Here is a 15685-nt window from a genome sequence, read left to right on the forward strand (position 1 = left end):
TGTTTTAAAATTCCATTGATTCTTTCGGCTATGGCATTCTCATAAGGATCTGATTCTTGTGTCATACTACAACGGATTTTATGCTTTTTCAATAGCTTTTGATAATCATCGGAACAATATTGTAAACCTCTGTCTGAGTGATGAATAAGACTCTTCGGGTTTTCTTTTTCCAATGCCATTTTTAGAGCATTTAAACAAGATGCTGTAGCCAAAGAATCCGACACATCAAAGCCTACGATTTTCTTGGAATAAGCATCGGTTATCAAGCTTAAATAGGCTGGGTTTTCTCTGTTTCCCAAGTAAGTTATGTCTGATACCCAAACATTATTAGGCTTTTTGTATTGATAATCTTTAATCAAATTTTTATGTTTTTTAAAACGATGATACGAATTGGTAGTTTTGTGATAACTTCTTTTAGGAATGATTAGCAAATGGTTGGCTCTTAAGATGTCAAAGAATTTGTCTCTGCCAATTTTTAAGTTTTCAAGCTTCTCTTTCAAAAGAAAATACAGTTTCTTTCCTCTCATTTTTGGATGAATCATTCGCAGCTCTGCTACCCAATCCACAACCTGCTGTGCATTTTGTTGCCGCTTTGCTCTTCGTTTCAAATGACGATAATAAACCTGTCGGTCCACCCCGAACAATTCACAGGAGAAACTTATGGTTTCTTTTTGTTCCTTTCGGAAAGATTCGATAGTTCGGGTGGTGAGTTTTTTCGTATATCAATTTGATATTCCTCTTCGGCAAGGTTAATCATCATATCGAAAATAATGGCTTTTTTATCAGCCACATAAGCCTGTTTCTCAAGGAAAGCCTTCTGCTTTTGCAAAAGCTTTACTTGAGCTTCAAGCTCCATGATCTTTTGTTCTGGTGACTTTGGCATATGCGATGGGGATTGGTTCTCCCAATCAAAGGTACCAAATTTTCTGAGCCAACTCACAACTGTGCTTCGGGCTTGGATGCCATATTTTCGGCAAGCAACAGAGGTAGAGAGTTCCCCAGACTCGATTTCTTTTACAACGTTCAACTTAAAAGACATACTGTAATCGCGCTGAGTGCGTTTGACATAATTGTTTCTTTCTTCCATAATAACGATTATTTTTTTTGTATCGCTATTTCAGGACGGGACATTTATTATCAATAAAAAAACCTCCAAATATTTGGAGGTTTTTTTTATGTTTTAAATCTAAGCATTAAGCTTCTTCTGATTTAGTTTCTTCAACTTTAGCAGGAGCTGCTTTTGGCGCTTCAACTACTGGCGCGTCAGATACAACATCGAATGCGAAATTGTACTCAACATTTCTGTGAAGTCTGATAAGCGCTTCAAATTTACCTGTTCTCTTGATAGTATTACCAGGAATTTTGATATATTTTTTATCTACGATAACACCTGCTTTAGCCAATTCTTCAGAAAGGTTAATATTATTGATAGAACCGAAAAGTTTGTCACCAGAACCTACTTTAGCAGCGATAGTAACAGTAGTTTTCTTTAATTTTTCAACGATAGTGTTAGCAGCAGCGATTAATTTAGCTTCTTCTTCTTTTCTAGCTTCTAAAGTAGCTTCTAAAGCAGCTTTGTTTTTTGGAGTTGCTAAAAGTGCTAAACCTTGAGGTAACAAGAAGTTTCTTGCATAACCTGGTTTTACGTTTACTGTATCGAACTCAAGTCCTAAGTTTTCTATGTCTTTTTTAAGGATAATTTCCATTTTGTTGATGTCCTTTTGTTGAGAAGTTAGATTTTAGAAATTAGAAGTTAGAAAACCAACAACCAAAAACTATAAACCAACAACCAATGTTAATATTATTTTAATAAATCTGCTACGTAAGGCATTAAAGCTAAATGTCTAGCTCTTTTGATAGCTGCAGATACTTTTCTTTGGTATTTAAGAGAAGTTCCTGTGTAACGTCTTGGCAAAATTTTACCTTGCTCGTTCACGAATTGTAATAAGAAATCAGCATCTTTATAATCTACATGCTTAATTCCGAATTTTTTGAATCTACAATATTTCTTTTCAGATTTTGTATTGATATCAAGTGGTGTTAAGAATTTTACTTCAGATTCTCCACCAGCTGAGGCTTGTTTTGCCATATCATCTATTGCCATGTCTTTTTAATTTTAAGGGTTAATAAATTAAGCTTTAGCTGCTTTTACTTTTGCTCTTCTAGTTACAGCATATTCTACAGCGTGCTTATCCAATTTTGTAGTTAAGTAACGGATAATTCTTTCGTCACGTTTGAAAGCTAATTCTAAGTCAGCTACAACGTCTCCTTCACCTTTGAACTCAATCAAAGTATAGAATCCATTCTTTTTCAATTGGATTGGGTAAGCTAATTTCTTAAGACCCCATTTTTCTTTAGCAACGATTTCGCAACCTTTTTCTTTTAAAAGGTCTTCAAATTTTTTCACTGCTTCCTCCACCTGTGCATCAGATAGAACGGGAGTTAAAATGAAAACAGTTTCGTAATTGTTCATAATGATTAATTAATTGGTTAATTATTTCGAGTTGCAAAGATATAACTTTTTTTTAATGAACGAATACGTAAATGAAAAAATCCCGCAAATAATTGCGGGATTCATATTAATATAAGTTTTCAAATGTTATTTTTTGATTACTTTAATAGTGTCTGCTCCATTTTCTGTTTCAACTACTACTACGTAAGTTCCTGGTGTCATTCTTGACATATTAACTTCGTTAGCTGTAGCTTTTGCAGCTTGGTTAGCAACTATTTTACCATTCATGTCATATACTTTGATAGACTTAGCATTAGAAACGCTGTTTACTTTTAATACATCAACTACTGGGTTAGGATAAACTTGTACTTTAGCTTTGTTAATATCATTAACTGCCATTGTACCTACTGCTACTGTATAGTCTTCATATTCTCCAAAGATTACTTCTGGATCTTCGAATAAACAAGGGTTGTCTGTTGCAGTGTTATCACTACCAGCGGCAGTAACTACTAATCTCATTCTGTAATTACCAGCTACTGTGTTTGCTGGGATGGTTACTGTTCCAGATGTAGTAACTCCTGTTCCACCATCTCCAATTTCGCCTAGATATTCTGAGCTCTCGAATACGCCATTGTTGTTATAGTCAATCCATCCAGCTACTCTTTCGTACCAACCATCACCAACTGTTACAGAAATTGGATAAGTTTGGCCTGCAAGAACTGAAGCTGCGGCTACAGAAGAACTATAATCGCTGTATCCATTTGTTCCACAAGCTGAATCGTTGTTGATTCCAGCAAAAGTTACATTAGTAATTAAGTCTCCATCATTACATTCAAGACTAACTTCACAATAAGTTACAGGAGGTGTTGTTCCTGCAATTTTAAGCGTGTAGTCTTCTGCCTGACCAAAACTTGTTCCTGTTACACATGGGTCAAGGTAAGGGTTAGCTCCGTAAGTTTTCTTAATTCTTAAACGCGTGTTACCTGTTACAGCATCTGCTGGTACTGGGATGTCGATACTTACGCTTTTGCCATCTGCACCTGTTGAGCTCTCTAATACTCCTTGTACAACATAAGTTTCTGTTGTTGGATCAAAAGTGTGGTCGTTATTCCAGTCAGCATAAACTACAAATCTTGCTTTGTAATTCCCGTTGGTATTACCTTCAAGAGTCATTGTATAGGTCTCACCTTTTGTAACATTAGCAATTTTGTCTAAGAATGCTTCGTGTGCTGGTGATGTTGTCGCTGCCGGTGAAGAATTTGTAAGATCAGCAAAAGTTACTTTAGTGATTGGTTCAGAATAAGTAAATGCTAATGGACCGCAATAAGGTGCAACTGGACTTGGTGCAGTTGTTAACGAGTATGCAGGACAATCTGTTGCGCTGCCATCAGCATTGATGGCTACTACTTTCCAATAATATGTTGTGCTGAATTGCGTACCTGTGATATTAACTGTAAGATTTGCTGTTGAGCCTAGTTTTGTCATTGTAGACTCTGTAGCTCCCCAATAGATATCATAAGATGTAGGTGTGCCTCCTGTTGTAGGAGCTGTCCAAGAAATAGGAGTTGTAGGAGCTGCTACACCAGTTGCACCATTAGCAGGTGTAACATTTGTAACGCAACCTGGAGGATTAGCATCAGCGGTTTTGAAACTGAATTCTGAACATCCTGTTGCAGAACCAATATTGTTTTTAGAAACGACTTTCCAATAATAAGTTGTTAAAGGCGCTAATGCTGATGTTGGAATGCTTGTTGATGTGACGTTTCCTAATAATGTTGTTGGGTTAGGGGTTGTACCGAAATAAACGTCATAGCTACTTGCTACACCACCCGTTGATGCTGCTGTCCATGATAATGTTGCAGGTGGGTTAACTGGTACAGCTTGGTTACCATTAGCTGGTGCTGTAAGCGTAGGGCAGTTTGGAGCTTCTGTTTGTGCCGCCATGCTAACTACTTTGAAATCATCTACAGCAAAACCAAATTGATCTTGAGATGTACATTGGATAGCAATGTGGATTGTTTGTCCAGCGTATTGACTAAGGTCGTAAGTGTATTGATGCCACTGAGAGTCGGAAGGCGAAGAAACTACGGCACCAAGTGCTGTAAAATCGGCTACCTGCGTTCCTGTTGTGGAAACGTATACACGGAACTTCTCGTTACCATATTCGGAGTCACATGATTTTCCCCAGAAGCTAACTTCTGCACCAGATCCTGCTGGAATGGCTACTGAAGGCGAAATCATCCAGTCGTTATTCCATGGAGTAGCGGTTGCGGCAAAGCTTACCATCATTTTGTTCCCCGTTCTACCAGTCCAGTCAGAGCTAGCTGATGCTGTCATGGGAGGTGTTGTGGTGGTTGAGTTGAAAACCTGGAAGGATTTTGCCACTCCACTGTTTGCGAACTGAATTCCTGAGAAGCCATAAGTGGTTTTCCCATCAACGTCTCTTAAGGTCCAGTTGCCTACATTTGCAATTGCAAAATCCGTGTAATTTTCGAAGCTGTCTTCGAATAGCACCGTTTGGGCGGAAGTGGTGACTCCTAGTGCTACAAAACACGATAGTAAAACTTTTTTCATAATAATTTAATTTTTTTGGTTTTGTGATTTTCAAATATATTAAAAAAAAATTAAAATACAAATTGAGTCATAAAAAAATAAAAAAAAATTAATAATTGTTTGTTTTATTGGTCTTTTTTGTTATTTGTATGTAATTAAACACTGTATTTTATGATTAATGTTTATTTTTAATTAAATATGTTATTTTTATGGATTATAATGTTTTATTAACTTGTATTTGGTTTTGATTGGTATTTGTTTTTGAAAGTCTTAATTTAAAATTTTCTTAAACTACCAATATTAATGCAGCTTTTAATAAATTGATTATGTCTGATGTCTTATACATCGGTTGATAACGTCATCGTTTTTAAAATTTAGATTTTTATTTTTTGTATTAGCAAATAGCCACAAGGACTTTCTTACATAGGTATTAAGAAAGAGTTTTATTAAACGGTATCGATATTTATGTAATATCTAAGTCTTACTAGTTTTGGCTTTTTGTACGTAGATCCTTTAAGAAACTAATTTTTAGTTCTTCATACAACGAATGACGACTTACCAAAATAGAAGCGATCGATGACATCATGCCAGCTAACATGAGATAAAATATTAAAGAATGTCGGTCTGTCATTTCCAGAACAATAATGGCCGCTGTAAACGGAGCGCGTGTAATACCTGTTAAAAAAGCAACCATTCCTGCAAGGATTACCACATTGGTTTCGTGTGGGCTAAGATGGATAATTCCAGAAATTACGGATCCTAAGCTGGCTCCAGCAGATAGTGCAGGAGCGAATATCCCGCCTGCGCCACCAGAAGTAAAGGCTAAAGCGGGGCCAATCATTCTGAGAAAAGGAACGTACCAATCTTCATGTTTGTTATGGGTGAAAAGTACGCGTTCCATAATTTCTTTTCCCGAACCTAAAACTTCCCGATTTATAAAATAAGCGATACAAGCAATAATTAATGCTGTAACAACAAGAAAAATAATATTAGCTCTGTCGGTTTTTAATCGTTTTTTCCAAGCATTTATTTTAAGCATGATGACCGAAAGTTGACTTGCAAATATTCCTGATATACAAGCAACTAAAATAACGGGTAATATAACGCTTAACGAAATGTCGTTTGTTTTTGGATAGCCTAAATAAAGATAAGAGCCTGCTAAAGTCTGTGCAGTAAGTCCAGCGATAATAACAGCGGTAAACAAAGCGGTTTTGAAATAATTAATGTGGGTTTTGGTGAGTTCTTCAACTGCGAAAACAATGCCCCCTAAAGGCGTGTTGAAGGCAGCGGCTAAACCTGCGGCGGCGCCCGTCATAATCATATTTTTTTTGGAGATTTTAGGATACCATGCGGGTAGGTATTCGTTGACTTTTCGAAAAATAGAACCCGCGATTTGGATTGTAGGACCTTCGCGGCCGATAGCGCCACCACCGATAACCAATACCACCGAAGAAATAATTTTTAAGATTAAAATTTTAATACTTAAAAGGTGTTTTATTTTGTTGTGCTCTTTGGGATTTGCCATTTCGATAGCTGCCATAACTTGCGGAATTCCAGAGCCTTTGGAATAAGGCGCAAATTCTTTAACCAACCACCAAGATAATACAAATCCAACAGGTGCTAAGATGAAAATCATCCAGTCATTCCAGTTGACTATGAAAGTCATGAGCTCTTCTCCCCAAGAGAAAATTTTGGCATACATCACCGCAAAAAAACCTGTAATCACCGAGCCAATCCAAAAAGGAATAGCTTGTAGAAGATTGTGTTTTAGCTGTTCATTTCGGATGTTGTCGAAAGAGCGTTTTAATATAAGCCGTATGTGGTTGAAGATTTTTTTCATGTTTAAAATCTTAGCAAAGCAGGTTCGTGAACGCGAAAGATTTTTGCACCTTTTTGATAAAGCTTTTGATGAAGTTCCGCCATTTCGTTATTTATTTCTAAAGGTGTTTTTCCTAAAGGTTTATAGATGAAAGATTTTCTTGAAATTCCAATTAAGATAGGGTAATCGCCAAAACCAATATATTCCAACTCGTCAATAATCTGCAATTGGTTTTCTTGGGTTTTTGAAAATCCAAAACCAGGATCCAGAATAATATCTTTAATTCCGAGATGTTTTAATTCTGAAATTTTAGAAAAGAAAAAACGATTTAATTCTAAAATAATATCATCATAATGCGGTTTTTCGTGCATCTTTTCATAACTTGAGTTAATGTGCATGAGGATGTAGGGTAATTCAGTTTTTGCAACCTGAGTTAGCATATTGTCATCAAACTGTCCCGCCGAAATATCATTGACGATATCGATGCCTTCATTGTAGCCATATTCGACAACTTTTCCGTAGAATGTGTCTAACGAAATCAGGATGTCAGGAAATTCTTTTTTAATACTCGAAATTATATTTCCCAAACGTTTGATTTCTTCCTCGGCTGTAAGAAATGTAGAATTAGGTCGCGTAGATTGTGCGCCAATATCAATAATTTCTGCGCCGTCTTTTATAAGCTGTTCGGCGTGTTGTAAAGCGAGATTGTCGTTATTAAATTTTCCACCGTCCGAAAAAGAATCTGGCGTCAAATTAAGAATACCCATAATTTTGGGCTTGGTCAAATCAACAAGACGACCATTGCAATTGATGCTGAATGTTTTAGGTTGAGGGAAGGTAGGTGCTGAAAACTTCATATCACAAATTTATAAAACGAGTTTTGTAATGCCAACCAATTCGTTAACTTCCTTCTAAGATTAAGGATAATTGTCATCTTTAGCGATTGACGAAAATTTGTATCTTTGGAAAATAACTCAATTTTATGGCAAATACATCGATGCAGTTTGAGGAAGTTATCAAAAACTGCCGAGATCTTTTTGAAAAAAAACTTACAGATTACGGATCGGCTTGGCGCGTTTTGAGACCAAGTTCTATCACGGATCAAATCTTTATAAAAGTTAATCGTATTCGGACTTTACAGATGACAGATGTTAAAATGGTTGACGAGGACGAAAAAGATGAGTTGGTTGCCATTGTTAATTATTCCATAATTGCATTGATACAATTGGAGAAAGGTTTTTCTGATGAGTTAAATGCTAATCCTATCGAGATTATGGCGCTTTACGATAAATATGCGAATGAAGCTAAAGAACTTATGGAACGCAAAAATCACGATTATGGTGAAGCCTGGCGCGACATGAGAATCAGCTCTATCACCGATTTAATTTATCAAAAAGTATTAAGAACAAAACAAATAGAAGATAATCAAGGAAAAACGTTGGTGTCAGAAGGTTTGGATGCTAATTATTTTGATATGCTAAATTATGCCGTTTTCTGTTTGATAAAATATTCATCTTAAAAAAAACTAAACTATGTTGAAAAGACTATTACGCTACATAATTGCGCTTATTTTTATTGCATCAGGTTTTGTAAAAGCCGTGGATCTTAAAGGCTTTTCCTTTAAGTTGGAAGAATATTTTTCACCTTCGGTTTTCAACTTAGCTTTTTTTGAGCAATACGCGTTGCATTTGGCAACTTTGGTTGTCGTTTTAGAATTGGCATTAGGATTTATGCTACTTATGAAAATCCGCTTGAAAGCCACACTTTATGCCTTGATTGCCCTGTGTGTTTTCTTTGGTTTTTTAACTTTTTATTCAGCTTATTATAATGTCGTTACCGATTGTGGATGTTTTGGCGATGCGATGAAAATGACGCCTTGGCAGTCCTTTTGGAAAGATATTGCGCTGCTTGTTGGCTTAATTATTTTAGTTTTTTTATATAAAAATTATCAAGAAAAAAATGATATTGGTTGTGTAAAAATGCCAATTTTAGGAATTTTTATTTTAATAATGATTTATGTGATGTATCGCGGCATTACGCATGAACCATTAATTGATTTTCGAGCTTACAAAATTGGTACGGATCTCAATGCAGAACGTCAAAAGATAGACAGCGATCCATCGATTTATAAAACCTTTTATTCAATTAAAAACTCTAAAACAGGAGAAGTTAAAAAAGTAGATCAAGACGAATATATCAACAAAAAATATTGGCAAGATACAAGCTGGCAAATTGAAGAAGGCAAAACAACTTCCGAAATTGTTAAGCAAGGTTATGATTCTGAAATTAAAAAATTAAGACTCGAAACCCCAAATGGCGAAGATATCACAGCACAAATTTTGGCTGAGCCAAAAGCGATTTTGGTATTTGTTTACAAACCAAAAGAAGCATCGACGCAGTTGGTGGCAGAAGTGCAAAATCTTGTCATGCACGATCGCTTTGCAAAAGTATATGGCGTATCCACGCAACAAGATTTCTTTAATAAAATCCCAAATCTTATGATGGATGAGGTGGCTATAAAAACCATTGCCAGAAGCAATCCTTTTGTTTTAGTTTTAGAAAAAGGAAAAATCGTTGAAAAGCTTGGCGCCAAAGATTATCTAGAAGAATATCAAAAATAAAATATGCATAAATCAAATAAATCCATAGCGGGTTATCACATGCTGATGTTATTATCGGCGGTAGATTATAAATTCAGTCCCGAAGAAGAGAAAGTCATTTTAGAATATTTGTCAGAAGAGTTTCCGTTTCGTTTAAATTTGGATAACGAGTTAGACGTTATTGCAAGCTTGCAACCGAGTGATTGGAAAGATCATTTCGAGTTTCACGCAAGATGTTTTTACGATGACTCTACACCTGCAGAACGTGAGGAATTCCGTGCTTTTGCTAAGAAATTAATCAAAGCCGATCACGACGTTTCTAGAGTAGAACATCAATATTATACCATGATGAAAACCATCTGGAAAATGGATCGATAATAAATTTAATTAAAAGATAAAATGAGAAAAAACATTGTTGCAGGTAACTGGAAAATGAACAAAAATTTTGCAGATGCAGAAGCTTTAATGCTTCAACTTTTAGAATACAAAAAAAGCAATTCGACTAACTGTGACGTGTACATTGCGCCACCTGCTTTGTATTTGACTACCGCGAAACAAGTTTTCAAAAATGCTGAAATTGGTGTCTTTGCACAAGACGTTTCAGAATACCAAAGCGGCGCTTATACAGGAGAAATTTCTGTAGATATGATTGATTCTATCGGTATCGATGGGAGTTTGGTGTCACACTCGGAGCGTCGCCAATACCATGGCGAAACAGACAGCCACGCTAACAGAAAAGTAAAAGCGCTTTTGGATGCGGGTTTAACACCGATTTATTGCAATGGTGAAACGCTAGAACAACGCAAAGCAGGACAACATTTCGAAGTGGTGAAAAATCAAACCGAAGTCGCACTTTTCACCTTGTCAGCTGACGAAATCAAAAAAGTGGTTATCGCTTACGAGCCTGTTTGGGCGATTGGGACTGGCGAAACCGCAACACCAGAACAAGCGCAGGAAATCCACGCACACATCAGAAGCCTTATCGCTTCCAAATATGGACAAGACGTCGCGGACGAAATTTCAATTTTATATGGCGGGTCGGTTAAGCCAGATAACGCGAAAGAGATTTTCTCGCAGCCAGATATCGACGGCGGACTTATCGGCGGTGCAGCGCTTAAAATAGAAGATTTTTCAAAAATTATCGAAGGTTTTAATCCTTAAAATAAATAAACTTTGGGCGTGTCCCTTTGTTTTTCCAAGCTTAGCCTTCTCAGTTTTGAAAAAAACTGAGAAGGCTTTTTCCATTTCAAAACAAGCGGGTCGGTCTTCGCGCAGTCGCTGTTTTTTTGTTCGGGTCTTCGGTGCCGCTCAGCCACCTTCACAAAAAAACGAGCTCCGACAATGCGCTTCGCTCTCACGCGGGATTTGTCTTTTATTTAGAAACCAATTGATTTAATTGAAAAGCCAGTTCTTTTGTTAAATTTTTTCGGGAGAACTTTTCTATATTCGATTGGCTTTCGTTAGTTTGACTAGACTGCCATTGCGCGTATCGGTTGAGAACAAAATCTTTTATTTCTTCAACACTTTGATAATCGAAATGTTGCCCAGATTGTGTTTCATTAAGTATGCGTTCTACATCGGCAGCTTTAGGCCCAATCGATAAAATAGAATTTCCTGTGGCCAGATATTCGAACAATTTTCCAGGAATTATACCGCGTGATTTTTCATCTGGGAAATTGGTGATTAGCAGAAGGTCAGAATTTTGCATTTCCTCAAATGACTTTTGATGAGGCAAATAACCCAAATTCTGAATATTCTTATTTAATTTGCTTTTTTCAAAATCAACAGCGATTTTATCGTCTAATCGGCCAACGAATTTTAATTCAAAATCATTTTTAAAATCAGGATTTGTTGCGACCAAATTTTCTAAAGCTTTCCATACATTTTCGGGGTTTCGAAGCTGTTCCAAAACGCCAATATAACTTAGCGTGAATTTTTTAGTTTTCGATTTCAAATCATTGCTCAACATATTATCAAAACCATTGGTAATACAAACCGCGTTAGCTCCTGATTTTTTAAAATTTTTGGCATCGGTATAGCTTGTCGCAAGCGTCAAATCTGCCGTTTGGAAAACCAATTTTTCTAGGTTTCTATGCTTTTCATCCGAAGATTTTGTAAGCTTCAGATGTTTATAATAGGAGATTTCCGTCCAAGGATCACGGAAATCTGCAATCCATTTGAGCTTTGGGATTTCTTTTTTCAGACCAAGTCCAATAAGGTGCAACGAGTGGGGTGGACCAGTTGTTACAATGCAGTCAATATGATGTTCTTCAAGGTATTTTTTCAAAAACGAAATAGAAGGTTTTACCCAAAATTTTCGTGCATCTGGAATGAAAAAATTTCCTCGTACAAAAATCGAAAGCTTCGACATCAAAGATTGATTGTTGCCCACATCGAACTGCCCAGCTTTAAATTTTTTATTGCCTTTACTGAATTTTTCTGCCAATTGGTAAGGCTCCCAAATTTTGGTTCGTACAATTTCTATATTCTCAGGAATGTCTTTTAATAAAGTTTCGTCAACAATCGGATAACTAGGGTTTTCGGGCGTGTAGATAATGGGTTGCCATCCAAAGTTAGGAAGGTATTTCGAGAATTTTAGCCAACGCTGTACGCCTGGGCCGCCCGCAGGAGGCCAATAATAAGTGATAATTAATACTTTTTTTGAGATTTTCATTCCAAGATTGAGGCTTCGTAATATCAATTTGGTAAATTTACCTGTTTTTTGATATTGTCCCTAATTTAAACTTAAATATTAAAAATTTTTGGACTTTAAAATTATAAATAAGTTATTAAATGCAGATGAATTATTTTTCCGATGAAAGCTTCACAAAAAATAATTTTTTAGAAATTGTAAAAGCCGATTATGAGCAATGTGACTTCGTGGGTTGCGATTTTTCAGATTTTAATTTTTCGGGCTTCAAATTTTCACAATGTCGTTTTGTCGATTGTAATTTGAGTCTTGCTAAATTGGGTGATACGGCTTTGCGCGAGGTTGAATTTCAGAATTGTAAAATGTTGGGTTTGCGATTTGAAGATTGCAATCAGTTTGGGTTTTCCATTGATGTGAAAATGTCACTGTTGACACATGCTTCTTTTTACCAAATGGATTTGAGAAAATGCCGTTTTGAGGAAACTGATTTTGAAGACGTCGATTTTACGGAAGCTAATTTGGTTAAATTAAAATTTAATGACTGTAATTTCAAGGCTGCTATTTTTTTAAATTCAAATTTAGAGTCTGTAGATTTTGGGGAAGCCTTTAATTTTGTAATTAATCCAGAAGAAAATAATGTTAAAAAAGCGAAGTTTTCGCGAGAGAATGTTTTGGGATTATTGCAACATTTGGATATTGTAATAAAATAAAAGCCGACAGACTTGCCGGCTCTTTTTAATATTAATGTTTAATTTTTGATGAGTTTGGTTACTTTAATGTTTTTACCGTCGTTTATTTTTATCATATAAATACCATTTTTTAGATCGGATATTTTATATTCTTTTTCTAGTCCAAAAGATTTTACTAATCTTCCAGCTGTGTCATATAATTCCACTTTTGTATTTTTTGTTAAAGATTCCTCTGGCAGATTAAGTTTGAAATACTCTGTCGTAGGATTTGGATATATGCTGATGCGGCTGTCATACTGACGGATTTCTGAAGTACCTAGATCTGTTACAGTATAAGTGATAACAAATGGGAAATCTATATTTGCTCCGCTACCTCCATCAGCTAATTGTGCCCAAGATCCAGCATTACTTTGCATCGCATTCCAAGACGATTGGTCTAATACACCAGGGATTGTCACGGCTGGGAAAAATATACTGCCATCATTAGTTGCGTGTACTTGGTATTCTAGCCAATATGTGCCTGGTTGCAGCTCTCCAGAAAGATTAGCTCGTGTTTTCCAGATTTTCCGTGTAGTGCCAGAATTGTTATTGCCTATTCTGTACATTTTTGCGTCTTGGCTTGCAGAGGCGTTATATACATTAGTTGTCATATTGCCTATAACCACTGTTCCAGTATCTGGAGCATTGTTTAAAATTTGCATTCTCATATTATCAATAGGAGGCGTGCTAGCATTATAACCAGTTTGATAAAGAAAAACGTCAACAGAACTTATGGTCCATTTTTCTCCTGCTGGAACTGTGAAATCGTCTGCAAGTTTAAAATCGGCACCTGTGCTGCTGTAAATTCCACCAGTTCCTAGTGTGGTGTTTGTAAGACCACCAACACTTTGTAGCTCGCTCCATGTGTAACCTGTTGGCGCAGTCGAGCCACCGTTAGAAGTAGTGTTTCCTGTGCTAATGTCTCCATTAGAGAAGCTTTGTGCGCCCAATGATAAGCTTAATAAAGCAATTGTAGAGAGTAAAGTTTTTTTCATGTGATTTTGATTTTATAATTGTATATCAAATGTAAATATTTGTTACATATGTTGTATTTATTATTTAAAATAATTATTAAATGCGTTATTGTTATAGATAATTATTATAATATTGTTATTTTTAAATTTGTTTTAAATAATGAATACAATGAAATTTAAATTAATTATAGCAGTTACACTTCTTTGTTTTGAAGGAGCTTCTGGACAGTTTACCGATATTAACATTATAAAAGAAGTTAAAGTCAAACAGAAAGGTGTTGTTGTTTCGGCGCATCCTTTGGCAAGCGAAATGGGCGCCAAAATTCTGAAGCAAGGCGGTAATGCTTTTGATGCGGTTATTGCAACCCAATTGGCTTTGGCTGTGGTTTATCCTCAAGCTGGAAATATTGGCGGTGGCGGTTTTTTGGTGGCAACAACCAAAGATGGAAACAAAATCGCCCTAGACTTTCGGGAAACAGCGCCTGCAAAAGCATCTTTCGATATGTATTGGGACAAAAATGGAAATGCTGATACAGATCTTTCTCAAAATGGGAGATTAGCGGTTGGGGTGCCAGGAAGTATCTCCGGAATGTTTGCAAGCATGCCTTATGCCAAATTGAGTTTTGATAAATTAATTCAACCAGCTATTGATTTGGCTGAGCAGGGTTTTGCAATTACAGAGCAAGAAGCCGACTTGCTTAATATGTATAAAGAAGAGTTTTTAAAACATAATAAAAATCAAACAGTCTTTGTTAAAAATGAATCTTGGAAAGCTGGCGATATTCTTATTCAAAAAGAATTAGCTGAAACGTTGAAACGTATTCAGAACAATGGTGAGAAGGAGTTTTATGAAGGCCGAACAGCCCAAATGATTGTTAACGAAATGAAACTGGGAAACGGAATTGTTTCTTTGACTGATCTTAAAAATTATAAAACCAAAGAACGAAAACCTCTTGTTTTTGATTATAAAGGTCACAAGGTTGTCGCAATGCCTTTGCCTTCCAGTGGCGGAATTTTACTAGCGCAAATGCTGAAAATGTACAGCTATGCCAATATCAAAAATCCACAGCAAAACGCCATAGAAACAGTGCAGCCTATGATAGAAGCAGAGCGTCGCGCTTATGCCGACCGCGCAGAATACATGGGCGATCCAGATTTTATTAATGACCAAACGGCCATGCTAATTAGTGATGCTTATCTCAAAAATCGTTGGAAATCCTATCATCCTAATAAAGCTACGCCAAGCAAAAATGTTGGCGAAATTATGGAACAACAACAAGAAAGTACCGAGACAACACATATCTCTATTTTGGATAAAGAAGGCAATGCTGTTTCGGTAACGACAACGCTAAATGGACTTTATGGAAGTAGAACTGTTGTTTCTGGAGCTGGTTTTTTCTTGAATAACGAAATGGATGATTTTTCTATAAAACCGGGCGTTCCCAATATGTATGGCGCAGTAGGAGGAGAAGCCAATGCTATTAAAGCAGGTAAAAGAATGTTGTCATCTATGGCGCCAACTATTTTGCTTAAAAATAATAAAGCCAAAATGGTGGTAGGTACACCGGGTGGAACAACTATTCCGACTTCTGTATTCCAGGCGATTGTTGCAGTTGTGGATTTTGGACTAAATGCCAACTTTGCCGTCAATGCTCCAAAATTCCATCACCAATGGTTGCCAGAGACGGTTGCTGTTGAAAAGAATTTTCCTGAAACCACTGTGAAATCTCTTGAGAAAATGGGTTACAAAATAGAACGTCGCAGCCAGATTGGTAGAACAGAGATGATTTTGGTAGATGATAATAATAACATCCACGCTGTTGCAGATGGTCGTGGCGACGATTCTGTCGGGCTAGAATAATTTTTTTAAAGTTTTAAAAAATTGGTTCGTAGGAAAATTCGGGTTGTT

16 protein-coding genes are annotated in these 15685 nt (G+C 36.3%); 6 read left to right on the plus strand and 10 right to left on the minus strand.

Features of this window, described 5'->3' with window-relative positions; translation table 11 throughout:
• The 8 genes from ACVFVN_RS05860 to folP form a co-directional block, all read right to left on the minus strand.
• Positions 1 to 635, minus strand: a 635-nt coding sequence (locus tag ACVFVN_RS05860) for an IS3 family transposase (RefSeq protein WP_456234591.1), incomplete at its 3' end; no start/stop codon positions are given.
• Between the two features lie 23 nt (positions 636 to 658).
• Positions 659 to 1087, minus strand: a complete 429-nt coding sequence (locus tag ACVFVN_RS05865) for a transposase (RefSeq protein ID WP_456234592.1) — start codon at positions 1085 to 1087, stop codon at positions 659 to 661.
• Positions 1088 to 1193: 106 nt separating this feature from the next.
• Complete coding sequence (gene rplI, locus ACVFVN_RS05870) at positions 1194 to 1706, minus strand: 50S ribosomal protein L9 (protein WP_456234593.1); 513 nt, start codon at positions 1704 to 1706, stop codon at positions 1194 to 1196.
• A 95-nt stretch (positions 1707 to 1801) separates the two neighbouring features.
• Positions 1802 to 2104 (minus strand): 30S ribosomal protein S18, encoded by a 303-nt coding sequence (rpsR, locus tag ACVFVN_RS05875; RefSeq protein ID WP_027382072.1) that lies wholly within the window; start codon positions 2102 to 2104, stop codon positions 1802 to 1804.
• 27 nt (positions 2105 to 2131) lie between these two features.
• Positions 2132 to 2473 carry a 30S ribosomal protein S6 gene (gene rpsF / locus ACVFVN_RS05880; protein ID WP_165136997.1) on the minus strand — a complete coding sequence of 114 codons (342 nt, stop codon included), beginning with the start codon at positions 2471 to 2473 and terminating at the stop codon, positions 2132 to 2134.
• A gap of 126 nt (positions 2474 to 2599) precedes the next feature.
• Positions 2600 to 5026, minus strand: coding sequence for a GEVED domain-containing protein (locus ACVFVN_RS05885; RefSeq protein ID WP_456234594.1), 2427 nt, complete (start codon positions 5024 to 5026; stop codon positions 2600 to 2602).
• A gap of 463 nt (positions 5027 to 5489) precedes the next feature.
• Positions 5490 to 6845 carry a chloride channel protein gene (locus ACVFVN_RS05890; RefSeq protein ID WP_456234595.1) on the minus strand — a complete coding sequence of 452 codons (1356 nt, stop codon included), beginning with the start codon at positions 6843 to 6845 and terminating at the stop codon, positions 5490 to 5492.
• 2 nt (positions 6846 to 6847) lie between these two features.
• A complete protein-coding gene (folP, locus tag ACVFVN_RS05895; protein ID WP_456234596.1) occupies positions 6848 to 7681 on the minus strand; it encodes a dihydropteroate synthase in 834 nt (277 codons plus the stop codon).
• Between the two features lie 125 nt (positions 7682 to 7806).
• Between folP and ACVFVN_RS05900 the strand changes: the two genes are divergently transcribed.
• From ACVFVN_RS05900 to tpiA, 4 genes are read left to right on the plus strand one after another with little or no spacing between them, the layout of a single operon-like run.
• Positions 7807 to 8343 (plus strand): DUF1599 domain-containing protein, encoded by a 537-nt coding sequence (locus ACVFVN_RS05900; protein ID WP_456234597.1) that lies wholly within the window; start codon positions 7807 to 7809, stop codon positions 8341 to 8343.
• Between the two features lie 13 nt (positions 8344 to 8356).
• A complete protein-coding gene (locus ACVFVN_RS05905) occupies positions 8357 to 9445 on the plus strand; it encodes a BT_3928 family protein (RefSeq protein ID WP_456234598.1) in 1089 nt (362 codons plus the stop codon).
• Positions 9446 to 9448: 3 nt separating this feature from the next.
• On the plus strand, positions 9449 to 9802 hold the full coding sequence (locus tag ACVFVN_RS05910; RefSeq protein ID WP_456234599.1) for a tellurite resistance TerB family protein: 354 nt from the start codon (positions 9449 to 9451) through the stop codon (positions 9800 to 9802).
• A gap of 21 nt (positions 9803 to 9823) precedes the next feature.
• Positions 9824 to 10585, plus strand: coding sequence for a triose-phosphate isomerase (gene tpiA / locus ACVFVN_RS05915; protein WP_456234600.1), 762 nt, complete (start codon positions 9824 to 9826; stop codon positions 10583 to 10585).
• Between the two features lie 211 nt (positions 10586 to 10796).
• On the opposite strand, the gene ACVFVN_RS05920 is transcribed toward tpiA, so the two are convergent.
• Positions 10797 to 12098: a glycosyl transferase family 1 gene (locus ACVFVN_RS05920; protein WP_456234601.1), complete on the minus strand. Its 1302-nt coding sequence runs from the start codon at positions 12096 to 12098 to the stop codon at positions 10797 to 10799.
• A 125-nt stretch (positions 12099 to 12223) separates the two neighbouring features.
• Here ACVFVN_RS05920 and ACVFVN_RS05925 point away from each other — a divergent pair, with 125 nt between their 5' ends.
• The gene (locus ACVFVN_RS05925) at positions 12224 to 12784 is read left to right on the plus strand and encodes a pentapeptide repeat-containing protein (RefSeq protein ID WP_456234602.1); all 561 of its coding nucleotides are present in this window, start codon (positions 12224 to 12226) and stop codon (positions 12782 to 12784) included.
• Positions 12785 to 12822: 38 nt separating this feature from the next.
• Here the strand turns inward: ACVFVN_RS05925 and ACVFVN_RS05930 are convergent, their stop codons facing one another.
• Complete coding sequence (locus ACVFVN_RS05930; protein WP_456234603.1) at positions 12823 to 13797, minus strand: T9SS type A sorting domain-containing protein; 975 nt, start codon at positions 13795 to 13797, stop codon at positions 12823 to 12825.
• Between the two features lie 148 nt (positions 13798 to 13945).
• Between ACVFVN_RS05930 and ggt the strand changes: the two genes are divergently transcribed.
• Positions 13946 to 15637 (plus strand): gamma-glutamyltransferase, encoded by a 1692-nt coding sequence (ggt, locus tag ACVFVN_RS05935; protein ID WP_456234604.1) that lies wholly within the window; start codon positions 13946 to 13948, stop codon positions 15635 to 15637.
• The last annotated feature ends 48 nt before the right edge of the window (positions 15638 to 15685 follow it).

It is taken from the genome of Soonwooa purpurea (assembly GCF_053891095.1).

Bases quoted from the DNA above. Each gene is read 5' to 3' on its own strand.
- ACVFVN_RS05865 (WP_456234592.1), bottom strand. From the start codon at position 1,087: ATGGAAGAAAGAAACAATTATGTCAAACGCACTCAGCGCGATTACAGT.
- rplI (WP_456234593.1), bottom strand. From the start codon at position 1,706: ATGGAAATTATCCTTAAAAAAGACATAGAAAACTTAGGACTTGAGTTC.
- rpsR (WP_027382072.1), bottom strand. From the start codon at position 2,104: ATGGCAATAGATGATATGGCAAAACAAGCCTCAGCTGGTGGAGAATCT.
- rpsF (WP_165136997.1), bottom strand. From the start codon at position 2,473: ATGAACAATTACGAAACTGTTTTCATTTTAACTCCCGTTCTATCTGAT.
- ACVFVN_RS05885 (WP_456234594.1), bottom strand. From the start codon at position 5,026: ATGAAAAAAGTTTTACTATCGTGTTTTGTAGCACTAGGAGTCACCACT.
- ACVFVN_RS05890 (WP_456234595.1), bottom strand. From the start codon at position 6,845: ATGAAAAAAATCTTCAACCACATACGGCTTATATTAAAACGCTCTTTC.
- folP (WP_456234596.1), bottom strand. From the start codon at position 7,681: ATGAAGTTTTCAGCACCTACCTTCCCTCAACCTAAAACATTCAGCATC.
- ACVFVN_RS05900 (WP_456234597.1), top strand. From the start codon at position 7,807: ATGGCAAATACATCGATGCAGTTTGAGGAAGTTATCAAAAACTGCCGA.
- ACVFVN_RS05905 (WP_456234598.1), top strand. From the start codon at position 8,357: ATGTTGAAAAGACTATTACGCTACATAATTGCGCTTATTTTTATTGCA.
- ACVFVN_RS05910 (WP_456234599.1), top strand. From the start codon at position 9,449: ATGCATAAATCAAATAAATCCATAGCGGGTTATCACATGCTGATGTTA.
- tpiA (WP_456234600.1), top strand. From the start codon at position 9,824: ATGAGAAAAAACATTGTTGCAGGTAACTGGAAAATGAACAAAAATTTT.
- ACVFVN_RS05920 (WP_456234601.1), bottom strand. From the start codon at position 12,098: ATGAAAATCTCAAAAAAAGTATTAATTATCACTTATTATTGGCCTCCT.
- ACVFVN_RS05925 (WP_456234602.1), top strand. From the start codon at position 12,224: ATGAATTATTTTTCCGATGAAAGCTTCACAAAAAATAATTTTTTAGAA.
- ACVFVN_RS05930 (WP_456234603.1), bottom strand. From the start codon at position 13,797: ATGAAAAAAACTTTACTCTCTACAATTGCTTTATTAAGCTTATCATTG.
- ggt (WP_456234604.1), top strand. From the start codon at position 13,946: ATGAAATTTAAATTAATTATAGCAGTTACACTTCTTTGTTTTGAAGGA.